The organism is Tamlana sedimenti, assembly GCF_038148895.1.
In the GTDB taxonomy this organism is placed as follows: Bacteria; Bacteroidota; Bacteroidia; order Flavobacteriales; family Flavobacteriaceae; genus Tamlana.
This window is the reverse complement of sequence record NZ_JBBVGQ010000003.1, coordinates 303729-321516: the sequence shown is the minus strand read 5'-3', so window position 1 is coordinate 321516 and position 17788 is coordinate 303729. Positions and strand designations below refer to the sequence as shown.

The window sequence follows — 17788 nt, the reverse complement described above, 5'->3', positions numbered from 1 at the left end:
TCGTTTAAACCAATTATTATGCTCAAAATATTACAACTAACCACTCTACTAGGCATACTGTTTTTCGGTGGAATAGACAGGAATCTGTACGCACAAAATGCTCCAGATTCATCAGCTGTAAATTCTAAGACCAATAAAGGTATTCAAATTAAAGGTTTAATAAAAAATGCTGTAACTGGTGAAGGTATTTCAGGCATCAATATAGCCATTAAAGACTTTTCTGCTGCAATTTCTGAGGAAGACGGAAGTTTTTCTATCAAGGCACCACATTTAAATGCCTTGTTAATTGTAAGTGGACAAGATTACCAATCCAAAGTATTCCCTTTAAACAATAGGGAAAGTGGAATTGAAATAGCGCTTTATGAGGCCAGCTATTCTCAATTTTATCAAACAGCAAATTTACCTGGAAATGATCAGGAATTGCAATATAATAGTGCAAAGGCAGCACAAGTATTGGATTTTGAAAAAGAGCAATGGGGTAATCCGGTAAACCAAACCGTGGCTAACTTTTTGCAAGGGCGCATTGCCGGTTTAAATAGCGTTGCTAATTCCGGTGTTCCTGGATCTGGAGCCTATTTGACTATCAGAGGGTTTAACTCACTTTATGCTACAAACAAACCATTAATCATACTTGATGGAATGATATATGATGATGAAGATTATGGTTCGGGTATCATACAGTACAACAATTCTTCACCACTTTCTATGTTGGAGGTTAAGGACATTGAAGATGTAACGGTTTTAAAGGATGGGTCATCTTTATACGGTACTAAAGGTGCAAATGGCGTAATTATCATTACCACAACACGCCCAACGGAATTGAGTACCAAAATAGACTTCACTATGTATGGAGGGGTTAATGAAGACCCAAGGCCATTGCCTGTTATGGATGCGGCTGAATACAGAGTTTATTTATCGCAATTAATGGCTACTAGAGGAGATACACAAGAGCAAATAGCAAACATGCCATGGATGCTTGACAACAGAGATAGTGGTGTATACTATCAATACCATAACAACACAGATTGGCAAGATAAGGTATTTAGAGGAAGTCAGAATCAAAGTTATCATTTAAAAATTAAAGGTGGCGATGATATTGCTAAATACGGAATATCAGTTGGTTATCTTAATAGCGAAGGTATTTCAGGTAATTCAAATTTAAAACGATATAGCACCAGACTTAACGCGGCATTACGTCTTACAGATAAACTATCTGTAGATGCCAATTTGTCCTTTATTTATAATACTGAAAATCAAAATGACCAAGGTTTGGCTTACAAAACCAGTCAACAATACTTGGCTCTAACTAAAGCACCCTTTGTTGCTGTTAATGCCATCAATGAAACAGGTGAAGTTTCACCAAACTTGGCTGATGTAGATATTTTTGATGTAAGCAATCCTGTAGCTATTTTACAAAATGCCATAGGTATCAATAAAAATTACCGATTCTTTGGGAATTTAAACTTCCAATATGATATCAGTAAATCTTTAAAGGTAAACTTATTGGCAGGTTTAACTTATAACAAGGAACGCGAAAATTTCTTTATTCCAGATTTTGGTGTCGCTGATATTATTTTACCAACCGCCATTGCCAATAATAGAAGTGGAAGTGAAGTTCAGAAATTATATTCCTTATATACAGATGGTTTTTTATCTTTTGACAAGAGTATTGATTTTAAACATAATTTTCATGTAAGATTGGGTATGAGAACCCAATCAAACGAATCAGAGAGTGATCTTGGGCTTGGATTTAATTCAGCTACCGACGATTTTACAACTGTTGGTGCGGGTAGCAACCTATTGAGACAAGTTGGTGGTGCACTGGGCGAATGGAACTGGGTTAATGCTTATTTAAGTGCAGAGTATAATTACGTTAATAAATATTTCTTTACGTTGAATACAGCATACGATGGATCAAGCAGATTTGGTGAAGATGTTAAATTTGGTTCTTTAGGGTCACTTTCTGCAGCTTGGTTAATCTCAGCAGAAAAATTTATGAACAATTCAGGTATTGATTTGTTTAAACTTCGTGCTAGTGTTGGCTTAAGTGGCAATGACGATATAGGTAACTATACGGCACAACAACTTTATGTGTCGCAAAATTTATTGGGAATTCAAGGTTTGGTAAGAGGCAACATTGGAAATCCTAAACTTCAAAATGAAAAAGTGCGTAAATTTAATTTAGGGGCAGACGTTGCTTTATTTAATGAACGCTTAAATTTCTCAATTGATGTTTACGACAACGAAACCACAGATATGATTACTTATCAAACACTTAATACCACAAGTGGCTTTGACTATATAGTTTCAAATAGTGGGAATATGAGAACCCGAGGAGCAGAGCTAGGACTTAATACCAGATTAATCAATACATCGGATATGAAATGGGATTTTGGGGTTAATTTTTCTAAATACGAAAATGAGGTTTTAGGTATTCCCAATGAAAGAATAATAACTCATTTTGGAGGAGCAACCTACATAACTGATGAAGGACAAGATGCCAACCTTTTTTTCGGTTATCAAGCAAATGGTGTTTACAGTACAACTGCAGAAGCCAATGCCGCTGGATTATCACGTAGAATGGAAAATGGTAGTCTTATGCCCTTTAGTGGAGGTGATGTAATATTTGAAGACTTAAATGGAGATAAGGTTATTGACGAAAACGATCGCAAGGTTATTGGAAATCCAAATCCAGATTTTACAGGTAGTATTAGTACTGTTTTTAACTATAAAAGATTGAGCGTATCAGGTTTGTTCAATTTTTCTGTAGGTAACGACCTTTATAATGGAGTACGCCAAACCTTGGAGCAAATGAGTGGTTACGAAAATCAGAGTACTGCCATAAATAACCGTTGGGTTGCAGAAGGACAGCAAACTACAATTCCAAGAGCAGTTTGGGGAGATCCTCTAGGAAATTCTTCTTTTTCAAGCAGATGGATTGAAGATGGTTCTTTTTTTAGGCTAAAAACCCTTACAGTATCTTATGATATTGAAATTGATCCTGCCATCATTAAATATGTGAAAGTTTATGCTTCAGGGAACAACTTGTTCACCATAACAGATTATTTAGGTTATGACCCAGAGTTTAGTGCAACTTCGTCTATTTTTGGTCAAGGTGCAGATATAGGTTTAATGCCGCAGTTTACAACAGTTCAATTAGGATTACGTTTAGGACTCTAGTGATTTTATATTTTAGATTTAGAAAAATGAAAACAATGATTATAAAGAATATTCAAGCAAAGTTTAGTTTAATAGTCCTAGTTGCCTTGTTAAGTTTGACCTCGTGTCAAGATTTCTTGGAAGTTGAGCCACAGGATAAACTAAACGAAAATCAAGTTTACCGTGATGTTTTTGATGCAGACGCTGCAATTGTTGGACTTTATGGAAAATTAATGGGGCTTGCTGGAAAATATGTTGTTTTAAATGAGTTAAGAGCAGATTTAGTTAGCCCAACAGATAATGCCGATTTAACCTTTCAAGAGTTACATGAACATTCGGTTAGTGTTAGTAATCCATACGCTAATCCCAAAGATTTCTATGAACTTATAAATAACTGCAATGATATTCTCAAGAATTTTGAGTTGATGCGAGCTGATTTTAGGCTTGATCCTGATGAGTTTAATGAGCGTTATTCAGACATTGGTACCTTACGCAGTTGGCTTTATTTACAATTGGGCATGCATTATGGCAATGTGCCATACATTACCAACCCAATTGAGAACATTAATGATATAGGCGACCCTGATAAATTCCCTAAAATCCCATTCGATCAGCTTATTGATGAGTTAGTAGCATTTACTGAAAGTTTGCCTTACACTGACCCTTACAGCGGTGATAGTTCATTGGTTATTAATGTAGATGGTTATAATACTGCTAAGTTTTTTATTAATAAAGGCTGTCTTTTAGGTGACCTTCAACTTTGGAAAGGAAATTATTTAGAAGCTGCTAGCCATTATAAGAATGTTATGGAAACTGGCACCGGCAGTGGTGATATTACCGTACTTTTTGATACTTACCGAATGGGATCGCGTAACGTTAGTACCAACGACGATTTATGTGTAGGCTATTTACGCTTCAGAGAACAAGATGCCACTGGTTTGGTTGACAGTAACACACAAGGCTGGCGGTCAATATTTGCTAGGAGTAAAGATGCCAGATGGAATACAGAGTGGATATGGTCGTTGCCTTTTGATAGTAATTTTGCGCCTAAAAACCCATTTATAGATTTGTTTTCAAATCAAGGAGGAAGTTATCTGTTAAAGCCATCACAACGGGCTATTGATTTATGGAAATCCCAAAAACAACGCAATGATATACCTTACGATGCTAGGGGAGAAAGGTTTTCTTATAAAGTGATTAATAATCAGGAAGTTATTATGAAATATCTATTTAGATATTTAGACTTTACAAGTCAGCTTCCTATTGATGAATTTGTGCGAGATGGCGATTGGTTTTTGTACCGTGCTGCTAAACTGCATTTACGTTTTGCTGAAGCGGCAAATAGAGATGGTCAGTATCGATTAGCTAATACCCTTTTAAATAATGGTATTCAAACTGAGTATGGTGTTCCAGGAGAGGAAGATGTAACGGACATAGAGCAAACTCATTTGCCTTTTCCTTATAATTTTGATGCAAGACAGGGTGATTTCCCATATTTCAGAGGCGATTGGCACCGTAACGAAGGGGTTCGCGGAAGAGCCTATGTTCAATTTAAGGAAGTGGTTGGTGATAGTTTGATATCAATTGAAGACAACCTTATTGAAGAGGGGGCTCTGGAATTGGCTTTTGAAGGCAATCGTTGGGGAGATTTGGTGCGTGTTGCATTGCGAAGAAACGACCCTGCATTTTTGGCTGATAAGATTTATGAAAAACTTTCAAAAGAAGGGAATCCAAATGCAGATGATGTTCACTCAAAATTAATGAACAAAGAAAACTGGTATTTGCCTTTCAATTGGAAAGAGGAGGAATAGGAAAATTTTAGTTCTTATCTGACCAATGGTATAGTATAAGTTTTTGCTTAGTTATAACTTAAATAAAGGCCTTAAAAAATTAGTTTGAGGCCTTTTTTATATTACTTATTGAAATACAGCCAAACATGTTCAATTTATGAAACAAAATATTTTACAGTTCAATGGTATTTTAAGCCTTTTTTTGATTGGGTTACTCATTGCATCCTCAATAAATTTAAACGCACAAACCTTGGCATTTCCCGAAGCAACAGGTTTTGGTAAATATACAACAGGCGCAAGAGGCCATGCTAATCCAGAAATTTATTTAGTAACCAACTTGAATGATAGTGGGCCAGGTTCATTCCGCGATGCTGTTAGTAGAGAAGGACGCTTTATTTTATTTAGGTTAGGTGGTATAATCAACGTGGCATCAGATATTGTTGTTCCAAAAAACACGACCATTGCTGGGCAAACGGCTACTGGAGAAGGTATTGTTTTTTATGGTCAACGGGTTATGTTCACAGGTGCCAGTAACACTATTGCACGTTATATTCGTATTCGCTTTGGTGGATGGGCAAAAAATAAAGATGCATCAGGTTTGGCAAATGGCGCAAATATGATTTTTGACCACATGACTTTTACTTGGGGTACTGATGAAGTGTTCTCGGTAAATTGGGACGGTAAAGGAACTAGTCCAGATAATATAACCATTCAAAATTCAATTATTGGCCATGGATTGCATCGTCATAATCATTCCGCAGGTGGATTGATGCAACCTTCCGATGGTAAAATTAGTTTAATTGGAAATTTATACATTAGCAATAAAACACGTAATCCGAAAGTAAAAGGGATAAATGAGTTTGTAAATAATGTGGTTTACAACTGGGGTAATTATGGGAATACTTATGGCCATACCGAATCTGGTGATGCTTATATTATGGGCGGTGATTCAGCTGGAATTTCCAATGTAAATATCATCAACAATTACTTCATTAGCGGACCTCATACAGGTGACGGGGTAACAACGCCTTTTAACAGAGGGAATTCTAATTTCTATTTATACGGTTCAGGAAATTATTTTGACAGCAATAAAAATGGGGTTTTGGACGGTACTTTAGTGCCCGAGGATTTGATTGGATATCCAACTGGTGATGCCACAAGCCTTCAACCAACGCCGTATGATTATCCTGTTAAAGATGCACCGCTTACCGCGGAACAAGCATTTGATAGAGTAATTTCCAACGTTGGCGCATCATATCCAAAACGTGACCAGGTAGATAGCCTAATGATTGCAGATTTAAACTCAAAAGGAAAAGAAGCCTTTTATGTTTATAAGGAAACAGATTTGCCTTTTATAAATGGCGGAGTAGGTCATGTTTATGGTGCACCAGCACCACAGGATACGGATAATGACGGTATGCCCGATCAATGGGAGGATGCTAATGGATTGAATAAAAATAATGGCGCTGATGCCTTGGCTGAAAGCATATCCAATGCTCCTTATTTGAATATAGAAGTTTATATTAATGGCTTAGTTAATGAAACTCCACCAGATTTTATCATTCCACCATCAAATGTAAATTTTACCAATGCGGTTTCAGTTGAAACCCCGCCCAACAGCTCGTTAACTGTCAATTGGAATGATAATTCGGATAATGAAGATAATTTTGTGATTGAGCGTTCAACCGACGGAAATTCGTTTTCAGAAATCACTCAAGTAGGAGCAAATGTAATCTCTTATGATGATTCAAACTTAGTTCCGAATACACAATATTTTTACAGGGTTAAGGCTATTAATAGTGAAGAAACCTCAATTTATAGTACCGTTGCTTCAGTTGTAACTCCCGCAATTCCCTCTGCTCCTGATAAACCAACATCACCAACACCAAATAATGGTTTTAATTTTCTTGAATTGTCTGGAGGTAGTGTAATCTTAAGATGGAGTGGAAGCTCAAATACAGAGAACTTTGAGGTATATTTTGGTGAAGATGCTTCAAATCTTGTGAAGTTGGCGGATGTCGCATACTCAGCAAGTCCCTTTTTTCAAGTTAATGGTTTATCCACAGAAACAAATTATTATTGGAGAATAGATGCCTCAAACAACAAAGGGCTTATTACTGGTGATATTTGGAACTTTAGAACAATAGCCGATATACCTGAAGAAATGGTTGGTTATTGGACATTTAATGAATCGCCTTCGGATGGTGGGGAAATAATAGATAGCTCAACTTATGCCAATCATGGCGTATTGGACGTTAACTATGATAATGTTAGTGTTCGAGTTGCGGGCAAAGAAGGTAATGCGTTGGATTTTTCAACCTCTCCTGACAATGACTTTATAGTTAATGTTCCAAATCAAGATCAAATTTATCTTAATAACACCTCTTTTTCAATTTCACTCTGGATGAAAGCGCCCTTCAATTCATTGCCAACAGGCACAAATAGCGTCTATCTCTTATGTAAAGGGTCTTTTACAGCAAATACAACAACTGGATCGACAGGAAAGCGTTTTAATATTGAATTTAAGAACAGTGAATTTCGTTTCGCAATAGATGATAACGTAACGAAAAAAGAGTTGTCAACAAGCGGAACACCTTTTTATTCAGGTATTTGGGTACATGTTGTGGTTATGAGAGATATTGAATCCCATAAACTAAGATTATACCGAAATGGAAATTTTATTGCTGAATTGGACGAAACGGGGGTTACAGGTATTGCCGAGGTAAGTGATTTGATATTGGGGAATATTGGAGAATTGGAAATTTTAAACGGTACCGCACTAGCACCATATAAAGGAAAGTTGGATGAACTAAAAATATTTAATTACGCATTAAGCAATGCTCAGGTTTCTAGCTTGTATGAAAATGGTTCTCTAAGTACCCGAGAATTTAGTTTCAATAGAGATTTAGCAATTTTTCCAAATCCAATAAATCAAAGAATCAATATTGATATTAAGGGTTATATTTCAACTAAAATATTTGCAACACTTACAGATATTACAGGGAAGATAGTATTGAAGGAAAATCTAAATTCTATTGAAAAAGGAAGTTTTATCTTGAATGTTGAAGACAAAAAATTATCAGGAATTTATATTCTAAACATTGTTGGTGAAAATTTGAATAGAAATTTAAAGGTAATTGCAAAGTAGTATAATCCTATTGTTCATTCATAAAGTGAAATTTGTCTTCTAATAAGGTAATTACACGATTAATCTTGATAACAAGGTTTTAAAGAATTAATTTTATAAATAAAAATAAATGAGAAAACAATACTTTACTATTCTAACCATTTTAGGTTTTACATTATTCTCATTTGCTACAGATTATTATGTGGCACCCAATGGAAATGATGCCAACGATGGTAGTTTTGCCAATCCTGTAGAATCCATTAAACGAGCCCAAGAATTGGCTTCATATGGAGACACGGTTTATATCCGCGGAGGTCTGTACACTATGCGTGAGGACCAAATACAACGTTACTATCAAATTTGGGCTTATGTAACAGAACTTAATAAAAATGGGATTAATTATTTTTCATATCAAGATGAAAAACCAGTTTTTGACTACCAGAATATTAAGCCGGCAGACAAGCGCATTTTTGCATTCTATCTTACCGGTAGCAATATTCATATAAAAGGTATAGAAATTATAGGCGTTCAGGTAACTATTACAACCCATACACAATCTGAATGTTTTGAAATTAAAGGGAGCAACAATATTCTAGAAAATATAAGTATGCACAACAATATGGCCATTGGAGTTTATATTTTAGATGGCTCCAACAATTTAATATTAAATTGTGATGCATACGAAAATTGGGATTCAGTCTCAGAAGGAGGAGTAGGAGGCAATGTGGATGGTTTTGGTTGTCACGTGCGTGGTGGAGATACAGGAAATGTTTTTAGAGGCTGCCGTGCTTGGTTAAATAGTGATGATGGTTTTGATTTAATTAATTCTGCCGAACCCGTACTTATTGAAAACTGCTGGGCCTTCTATAATGGCTATTCATCTGTTTCAGGAACAGGAAGCGATTTGGTTCCTCGTGGTGATGGTACTGGTTTTAAAGCGGGAGGTTATGGTAAAACAGCCCAAACATATCAGCAAGTTGTTGATAGATATGCGCCCATCCCTATGAATACAGTTCAATTTTGCATTGCTGCAAAAAATAGATTACGCGGCTTTTATGCCAACCATCATTTAAATGGAAATTATTGGTATAACAATACTGCTTTTCAAAATCCGGAGAACTATAATATGCTAAATTGTAAAGCTTTAAATCCTACAGATTATGGAACAGATGTTCCGGGATGGGGGCATGTTATGGCTAATAACTTAGGTGCAGGAGCATCAACGGGCAAAGAAGTGGTTAATATTGATAAGCCTCAATGTACACTTAACAATAATTATTTTGATTTGAGTGTTACCGTTACTCCTGACGATTTTATAGCTTATGATATTGAATTATTAAAAGCTCCGAGAAAAGCCGATGGTAGTCTGCCTGATACTGATTTTTTAAAGCTGGCACCCGGAAGCGACCTTATTGATGTGGGTTACGACATAGGGTTTCCATTTAATGGAACGGCCCCTGATTTAGGGTATAATGAATTTGGAACGCTTAGTATAAAAAAAAATGAATTTTTGAAAAACTTCTCTAATTATCCAAATCCATTTTCAGATGAAACTAACGTTGTGTTTAATTTGAAAGCACCTTCGAAAATTAAAGTATTGGTTTATAGTTTATTGGGCGTTAAAGTTTTTGAAGCAACCGAAAAAGAATATTCAATAGGTTTGAACACCTATACTTTAGAGAGAAACGGTCTGCCTTCAGGTAATTATTTGCTGACTCTACAAAATTCTAATTATGAGAGAAGTAGCACTCTAATTAGTCTTAAATAAGAATTTACTTTAATAAAATTAATTATGAACGGGGTAATTATTGGGTTTCACCGTTTTTTATGCAAATTTATTACTATTAATGTAATCGATTGCAAAAAAATGGTCTAATAAAGTTTTTCGATTGATAAAGTTTATATCTTTGTATAAAATCATAAAAAATTATTCCATGAAAAGAACACTACTTATATCCTTTTTATGTCTTAGTTGTTTATTTTGCTTTTCACAAACAACTGTAAGTACGCCACAGCAATTGGTTTCAGCTTTATCTACAGCTTCTCCAGGAGACATCATTTATGTAACGGAAGGTAATTATACTTTTACTACTAAGTTTTCAATTACTAGAAATGGCACAAATGGAAGTTTAATATCACTACTTACTCATCCCGATAATACTTCAAGGCCATTTTTCGATTTTTCTTCAATGGCAGAAAGTTCCTCTAATAGGGCTATTACTTTATCAGCTAATTATTGGCATATAAAAGGGATTGATGTTTTTGGTGCAGGTGATAATGGCATGTTTATTAGTGGCAGTAATAACCTTGTTGAATTTTGTACGTTTAGCGAGTGTAAAGATTCTGGTTTGCAAATTGGAACCGGGGCTTCAAATAACACGATTTTAAACTGCGATTCTTATAATAATGCAGATTCTTTGGTAGAAAACGCTGATGGCTTTGCTTGTAAGTTAGATGCCGGAACAGGAAACAAATTCGTTGGCTGTCGTGCATGGCAAAATCTTGATGATGGTTGGGACGGATATCTAAGAGGTGCCGATAACATTACCACAACTTACGAGAATTGTTGGGCCTTTAGAAATGGTTACTTAAAAAATGGAACAATTGGTGGCGGTGATGGTAACGGGTTTAAAACGGGCGGAAGTGATGATAAGCTGCTAAAGCATAATGCCATTTATAAAAATTGTATTGCAGCGGGCAATGTTTTTGATGGTTTTGACCACAATAGTAACAGAGGGAATGTTGAGATTTATAACTGTTCAGCTTATAGCAATGGTAGAAATATAAGTTTCAGCAGCACCAATATTGCTAGTTCATTAACTATTAAAAATTCTGTTTCCCTTTCTGGAGGTAGTAACGATAGCTTTAACGCAACAGCAACAGATATAACTAACAATGGTTGGCAAAATGGTTTGGTCACCAATGCTTCAGATTTTGAAAGCTTGGATATTACTGAATTAATGACTGCCCCTAGAAAAGCAGATGGTAGTTTGCCAGATGTTAATTTTATGAGGCTAACTGCTGGTAGTGACCTTATTGACGCTGGAATCGACGTTGGCTTACCGTTTAACGGTGCTGCACCAGATTTAGGTTACCTAGAAACAGGTACTTTGGGCATTGATGATATTTTGGTTAATGATAGTTTTGTCAATTATCCTAACCCGTTTTCAACAGAAACCAATGTTGTTTTCAATTTAAAGCAATCATCGCAATTAAGCGTTTCTGTGTATAATTTAATGGGCGTAAAAGTTTTAGATTTCCCTAAAAAGGATTTAGCTGCCGGAAATAATTCATTCATTTTAAAAAGAAACGAATTAAGTTCAGGAAACTATGTGTTGGTTTTAACGGATAACAATGGACAATCCAATTCAAAATTAATTACTGTTAAGTAACAACAGGTTTGTTCTAAAAGTAAAAAGCAGGTCCTTTAAATTTAAAGGACCTGCTTTTTTATTGAGTAAATTAGGTTTTTAATCCATATGGAATACTTCTTTTAGTGAAATGGAAATAGGAGAGTTGTCTGGGTTGGTTTCCATAATGTCTGCCATATAAGCCCACCATTTTTTTATAATGGGGTGGTTGGGCAGAAAGTCATGGTCAAAATCTTTTGAGATTTTCTGAACGGCGAAAAGCGTTAAGGTTTCTTCATCTAAAAAAATGCTATAATCTTTTATCCCTGTTTCCGAAAGTAAGGCATCAAGTTCTGGCCAAATTTCATCATGACGTTTTTTGTATTCAGCTTCAAAACCAGGCTTCAATTTCATTTTAAAGGCATTTCTAATGGTATTATTGCTCATTGTTTTATTGGTTTAAGTTTGATGTTAACAGGTTTGTTTCTGTTGCAAATAATTTCTCCATTGACATATTCGAGTTCGGCAACTTGAATGGAACTTCTTCTGGTTTCATAGCTATCAATGCCTTCATTTTCGGGCGTTCTTTCCGGATGGGTAAAATAGAAAACATATGCTTTACCATCTTGCACAATAACATCTGGGTGTCCGCCCTTTACCGTATCATCATTTCCAGTTCCTGGTATTTGCAGAATATTATTTGGTTGTCTTTTCCAAGTAACAAAATCCTCAGAAGAATAAACACCCAAACCTCGCCAAGCATCATTTATCATCCAATTTTTATTTTTCCAATGGAAAACTACAGGGCCTTCTCCTCGGTCATTTATAACTTTTTTGCCACTATCAGTCCAATGGTACAAGTTTTCACTATCTGCATAATAAATGGACTTTCCATCATTTTCATTGTTATAATACATGCGCCAAGTACCATTGGGCAATCTAAATACATCGGCATCGATGCAGCGCTCTGATGCCAAATTTAGTTTTGATTCAAATTTCCAATCAATTAAATCTTTACTGGTTAAATGAATAATATAGCGTGGGTGGTACCAATCTTCAAATATTCCCGGAACAATCGTTAAGTACATATGGTAAAGACCATTGTATTCCAATACATCAGGCGCCCAATGCGTTATACTTTTTACATTATAATTGATGTTGGCAGTGCCTTTATATTTCCAATGGGTGCCGTCTTTTGACTCTGCAATGCCAATTCGGGTACCATGAACCCAAGCAACACCACTTGCTGTAGAATCTTTAGCACGCCTGTTTGTATAGAACATAAACCATTTTTTTTGTTTTTTATTCCAAACGATTGAAGGGTCTGCTGCGCCATCAAAAACTGGGTCGCGAAACAAAGGTTTATCTGCGAAATTTGATTCGACTTTATGTGTGATTTGTGATTTGCACGACAAGCAAAAGAGTAATACTATTATGTAAGTAAACTTTAAATTCATTCTACTTTTAGCTTATTTCAGCTCTACATTTACTGTTTTATCGTCCTTAGCAAATTGATTCTGCAGCAGAACTTTCATTTTATTGGCAATTAAAGTATCCTTATCAATAATATTACGTTTCTCTTTAGGGTCATTTACTATGTCGTATAATTGAAAGTCCGGTGGTGAACCATCTTTATGCCGTGTTCTAATGATTTTATATGGTTGATGTATTAAACACTCCTGTTTGTGCCCACGAACATAAATATCATGAGAAGTTTTAATCTTCGAGTTTTCAATGTTAGGCCAAATATTGACACCTTCAACACCTTTTGGAATATCCTTTTTAATTAAAGAGAGTATTGTTGGCATGATGTCAGAAACCGACATGAAATTTGGATTTACTTCTGTTTTCAAATGGTTTTTCCAATATAAAACAGCTGGAACTCTTATGGCTCCCTCATAGTTTGATGATTTCCAGTCACGAAGAGGTTCATTATTTCCTAATACAGGATTGGGCCCATGAGCGCCATTATACTGATAGGTTGGGAACCAATTTTCCATAGCTCCATTATCGCTCATAAAGATAACAAGTGTATTCTCATCTAGTCCAGTTCGTTTTAAGGTTTCCATGATTTCTCCAATAGCAAAATCTAAATGCGCCATGGCTGCAGCATAGTCACGCCGAGAGTCATCTTCAATGGTTCTTAGATAAGGCTCTTTCCATTTGTCTTCTTCTTGAAGCGGAAAATGAGGAGCACTATAAGCCAATTGCACATAAAAGTTCTTTGAAGTATCCCGTTTTGTGGTTAACCACTCAATGGCCTCTTTGGTAACCAAATCTGTGGTATGACCTTCCTCTTCAATCATTTTGTCATTTCTGTACCAGCTGGAATCGCCGTTTTTATATCGGTGGGTGTATTGGTCTATTTGCCCATGAAGAAATCCGTAGGAATAATCAAAACCAAAGGCATTTGGTCCGTTTGAAATGTCAAGACCCAAATGCCATTTACCGAACAGTGCATTTTGATAATTGTATTTTTTTAGGGCTTGTGGTAAAGTTGTAATGGAATCGGGAAGTGTTTTTGTGCTTTTGCCACTTATTGGGGCAACAACACCTATTCTACTAGAGGGCATCCCGGTTAAGAGGGAAACCCTTGAAGGGGAACATGTTGGATTTACATAAAAACGATTGAGTTGTACTCCGTTTTTTGCCAACCAATCAATATTTGGTGTTTTTATTTCTGAACCGTTGTAACTCACGTCATTCCATCCAGCATCATCAGCAATAATTACGAGAATGTTAGGATTTGGTTTTTCGGCTTGTTCTTTTTCAGCTTTGTTATTACAACCAAAAATTGAAAGGAATAACAAAAAAGTGGCAAAATTGATTGATTTCAGCATATTCTTGGCTCGGGTTCTATTTTTTCAACTTTAATTGAAGCGCACTATCATTCAATTCAAACTCATTATTGTTTAACATGTTTATAATTTCAGAACCGGCTAATAACACAGGTCCGTAACCATGCGCAGCATACACATTAATGGGTCTATAATAATAAAAAGCAGGATCAAAACCCATGCCCGTTCCCACACAAGTACCTTCAACAAATCCCTTTTCATTCACTTTGGTAGCAACGGCATTCCATCCTAACAGCGCAACTGGCGAAAAGGCTAGTTTGTCAATATAGCCATTATTAATAGCCTTTGCAATGGCATAAGTATAAATAGCGGTAGCCGAGGTTTCTAAATAGGTGTCATTTTTATCAATAAGCTGATGCCAAAATCCCGTGCCATCTTGATAAGAAGTTAAGCCTTCAATGTGCTTACAAAGTTGACTTAGAACTTGGCTATAACCATTATGTTCTTTTGGTAAGACATCCAATAGTTCTACTAGAGTCATCACGGCCCAACCATTGGCTCTTGCCCAATGAAATTGAGGGTGATAATCCATAGACATAACCCAACCATGCATGTATAGCCCCTTTCTCTCATCAAACATTCTTTCTGAAAATTGCAATACTTGTTTAACGGCATCATCATAATATTTAAAGTCTCCAGTTAATTTTCCCATTTGTGCCAAAGCAGGAACGCTCATAAATAAGTCATCAAGCCATAAGGTGTTTGGTTGGGGTCTATTTCTTGCCAAAGTGCCATCTTCAAGCCTGAATTGTTTGTTACTTATATAATCGATAAAATTGTCTATAAGAGGCTGTAAATCCACTTTTAACCCCGCTCTTTTTGCTTTTATCATAGCTGCACAGACAGCACCCGCATCGTCTAGAGCATGGGGACGTAATGATTGCTTGATTGGTGATGGATAATTTTTATCTTTGTCTAGTTTTTTGTTGTAAAAAGGAGTAATATCGGCGATGAGTTGTAACCTTTTGTTTGTATAGTCCGAGTACTTTTTATCTCCTGTAGCATCAGCCAAATGAAGCATTCCGGCATAAGTTACTCCCCATTCATAACTTGTTAGGCGAAAAGCGCCCGGTTCAAAAACGGTATGTTCATTTAGTTTTTTAAGGTTAGTAACTACTTCATTCGTCCTTGAGTCTATTAATTTTGAAGCGGTATTGTTTTCCAGAAAGTTATAAACCCTGTCCAAGGTTTTGGTTATTTCTACTTTAGAAGGGGGGGCATAAGGTGTTGGGTAGTCCGGTTGCAAAGCATGTAGGGGAGTAGTTACGTCGTTTGCTGGCTCTTGGGCCACAATATGGTTCTGAAAGCCAAATAAAAGAGCAGCTAAACAAGTATATTTTAGTTTTTTTAGCATAAAATTTTTTAGGAAATATGTCATAGTCTTAAATAGTTAGTGAATTATATCAAAGATAGTATTTAAGTTTCTTTTTGCGTCCTGTACTATACTGTAAGTTATAAAAAAAGTGCCTAGGTAATACCTAGGCACTTTTGCAAATTAACTCAAAAAAAATGCTATTAATAACCAGGATTTTGCATCGCTTGTTTTTCATCAGCACTTAGTGGGCGACCTTCTGTATAAATCGCATCTAAGAATGACTGAGGAATTGGTCTCAAATTATGGAACTCTTGAATGTTAGGTGAAGCTTGAGGGTTGTATGCTCTAGCTCTTGCCACCAATGTTTTGGTACGGCTTAAATCCTCCCATCTATGCCACTCGCCACAAAGTTCCCTGGTACGCTCGTTCAATACTAAACAAAGCATTCTGTCATACTCACTTGAATAGCCTAATGTTGCAATTACGGCTTCATCTTCAGCCGGTAAACTTGCGGTGCTAGCTATTGTTAAATCTGTAGCTGCAGTAGTAACAGGAATATTATTAGACTCATAATATGAGTTCTCATTCATATATGAATTGTCTGCAAATGGCTGTGTGTAAGTGGAAGTTGGGTAAGACTCAGCACCATCTTCATAGTAAGAACGGTCTTCACCAGATTTGTATGCTCCACGATTACGTACAGCATTAATATAAGGCAAAGCATCAGCATAAGAACCGGAACCTAATGAAGCTAAACGTATTTTAGCTTCAGCAGCCATTAAATAAGTTTCAGCAGAACGTGCTAAAAACTCATCTCTCATACCTCTGTTGTCATTGATGGCGGTTCTATCAGATTCAAAATGCTTAGATAACGAAGGGAATCTTGGGTTAGCCAATAAGCCAACACCATCAGCCGCATGGGCAACATATACGTGAGGTATGGTTTTTCCAGTTTCACTGTATAAAATGCCTGGGTCGTTATTGTTTACTGTATTGGCAAAACGCGTGTCGTCTGGGGAGTTAATGACGTACATAATTCCTAAATCAACACCTGGAGTGTAAGTAACACCACCAAATTCACCACCTCTGTTTACTCTATGTTTGGTTCTAAAAACTTTCCAAAAGCGAGAATCGTTAATATGGTCAAATACATCATATGTGAAATATGTTGCTGCCATACGGCTGTAAGGACGCATACCTGTTAAATCACGTTTCATCATTTGAAGGTCGTCATATCGAGCAGTAAAGAATACGTGGCTCATATTGTAAGTTTCTAAAGAGGCATCTCTACCAAATGACGCAGACAAAATTAATTCTGGAAGATATTCATTATCACCGTCTGGTTGGGTGTATCTCCATAAATCTTGATAATTGCTCGCTAATGGGTGATTTGCTATTACTTCGTCTGATAATTGAACTACTTTTTGTAAATCTGCCTGTTTTGTTGCAGAGTTCCAACCATCATTAATTTCACTAGCACGAGTTAAGTACGCTTTAGCCAAATAGTGTGCTGCTGCATCTTTACTTATTCTGTGCGGATGACTTACACCATTGTTTAAAAGGTTATAGGCTTGAGTAAAATCGTCAATTACTTGTGCTAAAACGTCCTCAGCAGAAGCTCTGGTAAACTCTAACTCAACCGTTGTACTTGGTTCCAATTTTAATGGAACACCACCATAAGCTCTAACCAGTTTTAAATAATTGTATGCACGGAAAAAGTATCCTTCTCCAAGAGCAATGTTCTTAATTTCTGGGTTTGATGAGTCAAAATTGGATGCAGAATATATAATCTGATTGGCCAATCCAATTCCAATATATTTATCATCCCACATTTCTTGGGCATTGGTTCTTGTAGAAACTATAATTGAACCAAACCTACTGTCGTAATTGTTCCATTGGCTATTGGTATCATCTCCACCTACATGAAACTCATCCGTTCCGTATTGGGTAGTACCAAATTGGTATTCAGATCTAAACGAATGTGCCAATACTCTGTAATATGCACCAATAACACCTTCTTGAATACCTTGTTCCGTATCAAAAAACGGAATGGCTCTATCCGTTTTCAGCTCTTCATCAATAAAACTCTCCTTAACGCAAGAGCTTACACCTATGGTAAGTGCAATAAGCATTAAAAAGGGTGAATAATATTTTATATATTTTTTCATAAATCAAAAATTTTTAAAAAT

At 36.1% G+C, this 17788-nt stretch carries 10 protein-coding genes; 5 read left to right on the top strand and 5 right to left on the bottom strand.

From position 1 onward, the window contains the following. Nucleotides 1-18: 18 nt before the first annotated feature. The 5 genes from WJN01_RS09680 to WJN01_RS09660 all read left to right on the top strand — a co-directional run bounded on the left by WJN01_RS09680 (nt 19) and on the right by WJN01_RS09660 (nt 11468). A complete protein-coding gene (locus WJN01_RS09680; RefSeq protein ID WP_445196953.1) occupies nt 19-3180 on the top strand; it encodes a SusC/RagA family TonB-linked outer membrane protein in 3162 nt (1053 codons plus the stop codon). 26 nt (nt 3181-3206) lie between these two features. Then, the gene (locus WJN01_RS09675) at nt 3207-4970 is read left to right on the top strand and encodes a RagB/SusD family nutrient uptake outer membrane protein (RefSeq protein WP_445196952.1); all 1764 of its coding nucleotides are present in this window, start codon (nt 3207-3209) and stop codon (nt 4968-4970) included. Nucleotides 4971-5106: 136 nt separating this feature from the next. Next, nucleotides 5107-8097: a LamG-like jellyroll fold domain-containing protein gene (locus WJN01_RS09670; protein WP_445196951.1), complete on the top strand. Its 2991-nt coding sequence runs from the start codon at nt 5107-5109 to the stop codon at nt 8095-8097. Nucleotides 8098-8206: 109 nt separating this feature from the next. Further along, nucleotides 8207-9844 carry a right-handed parallel beta-helix repeat-containing protein gene (locus tag WJN01_RS09665; RefSeq protein WP_445196950.1) on the top strand — a complete coding sequence of 546 codons (1638 nt, stop codon included), beginning with the start codon at nt 8207-8209 and terminating at the stop codon, nt 9842-9844. 166 nt (nt 9845-10010) lie between these two features. After that, a complete protein-coding gene (locus tag WJN01_RS09660; RefSeq protein ID WP_445196949.1) occupies nt 10011-11468 on the top strand; it encodes a right-handed parallel beta-helix repeat-containing protein in 1458 nt (485 codons plus the stop codon). A 78-nt stretch (nt 11469-11546) separates the two neighbouring features. Here WJN01_RS09660 and rhaM read toward each other — a convergent pair whose 3' ends face one another. The 5 genes from rhaM to WJN01_RS09635 all read right to left on the bottom strand — a co-directional run bounded on the left by rhaM (nt 11547) and on the right by WJN01_RS09635 (nt 17767). Next, entirely contained in the window at nt 11547-11873 is a 327-nt protein-coding gene (rhaM, locus tag WJN01_RS09655) for an L-rhamnose mutarotase (RefSeq protein ID WP_445196948.1), read from the bottom strand. Then, a complete protein-coding gene (locus WJN01_RS09650; protein WP_445196947.1) occupies nt 11870-12883 on the bottom strand; it encodes a family 43 glycosylhydrolase in 1014 nt (337 codons plus the stop codon). The genes rhaM and WJN01_RS09650 overlap by 4 nt, the downstream gene beginning before the upstream one ends. 12 nt (nt 12884-12895) lie before the next feature. Further along, the gene (locus tag WJN01_RS09645; protein WP_445196946.1) at nt 12896-14266 is read right to left on the bottom strand and encodes a sulfatase family protein; all 1371 of its coding nucleotides are present in this window, start codon (nt 14264-14266) and stop codon (nt 12896-12898) included. Between the two features lie 16 nt (nt 14267-14282). Continuing rightward, entirely contained in the window at nt 14283-15638 is a 1356-nt protein-coding gene (locus WJN01_RS09640; RefSeq protein ID WP_445196945.1) for a glycoside hydrolase family 88/105 protein, read from the bottom strand. 161 nt (nt 15639-15799) lie between these two features. After that, a complete protein-coding gene (locus WJN01_RS09635) occupies nt 15800-17767 on the bottom strand; it encodes a RagB/SusD family nutrient uptake outer membrane protein (RefSeq protein WP_445196944.1) in 1968 nt (655 codons plus the stop codon). Between the last annotated feature and the right edge of the window lie 21 nt (nt 17768-17788).

Coding starts and splice junctions, on each gene's coding strand:
- WJN01_RS09680 (WP_445196953.1), top strand. CDS start 19: ATGCTCAAAATATTACAACTAACCACTCTACTAGGCATACTGTTTTTC.
- WJN01_RS09675 (WP_445196952.1), top strand. CDS start 3,207: ATGAAAACAATGATTATAAAGAATATTCAAGCAAAGTTTAGTTTAATA.
- WJN01_RS09670 (WP_445196951.1), top strand. CDS start 5,107: ATGAAACAAAATATTTTACAGTTCAATGGTATTTTAAGCCTTTTTTTG.
- WJN01_RS09665 (WP_445196950.1), top strand. CDS start 8,207: ATGAGAAAACAATACTTTACTATTCTAACCATTTTAGGTTTTACATTA.
- WJN01_RS09660 (WP_445196949.1), top strand. CDS start 10,011: ATGAAAAGAACACTACTTATATCCTTTTTATGTCTTAGTTGTTTATTT.
- rhaM (WP_445196948.1), bottom strand. CDS start 11,873: ATGAGCAATAATACCATTAGAAATGCCTTTAAAATGAAATTGAAGCCT.
- WJN01_RS09650 (WP_445196947.1), bottom strand. CDS start 12,883: ATGAATTTAAAGTTTACTTACATAATAGTATTACTCTTTTGCTTGTCG.
- WJN01_RS09645 (WP_445196946.1), bottom strand. CDS start 14,266: ATGCTGAAATCAATCAATTTTGCCACTTTTTTGTTATTCCTTTCAATT.
- WJN01_RS09640 (WP_445196945.1), bottom strand. CDS start 15,638: ATGCTAAAAAAACTAAAATATACTTGTTTAGCTGCTCTTTTATTTGGC.
- WJN01_RS09635 (WP_445196944.1), bottom strand. CDS start 17,767: ATGAAAAAATATATAAAATATTATTCACCCTTTTTAATGCTTATTGCA.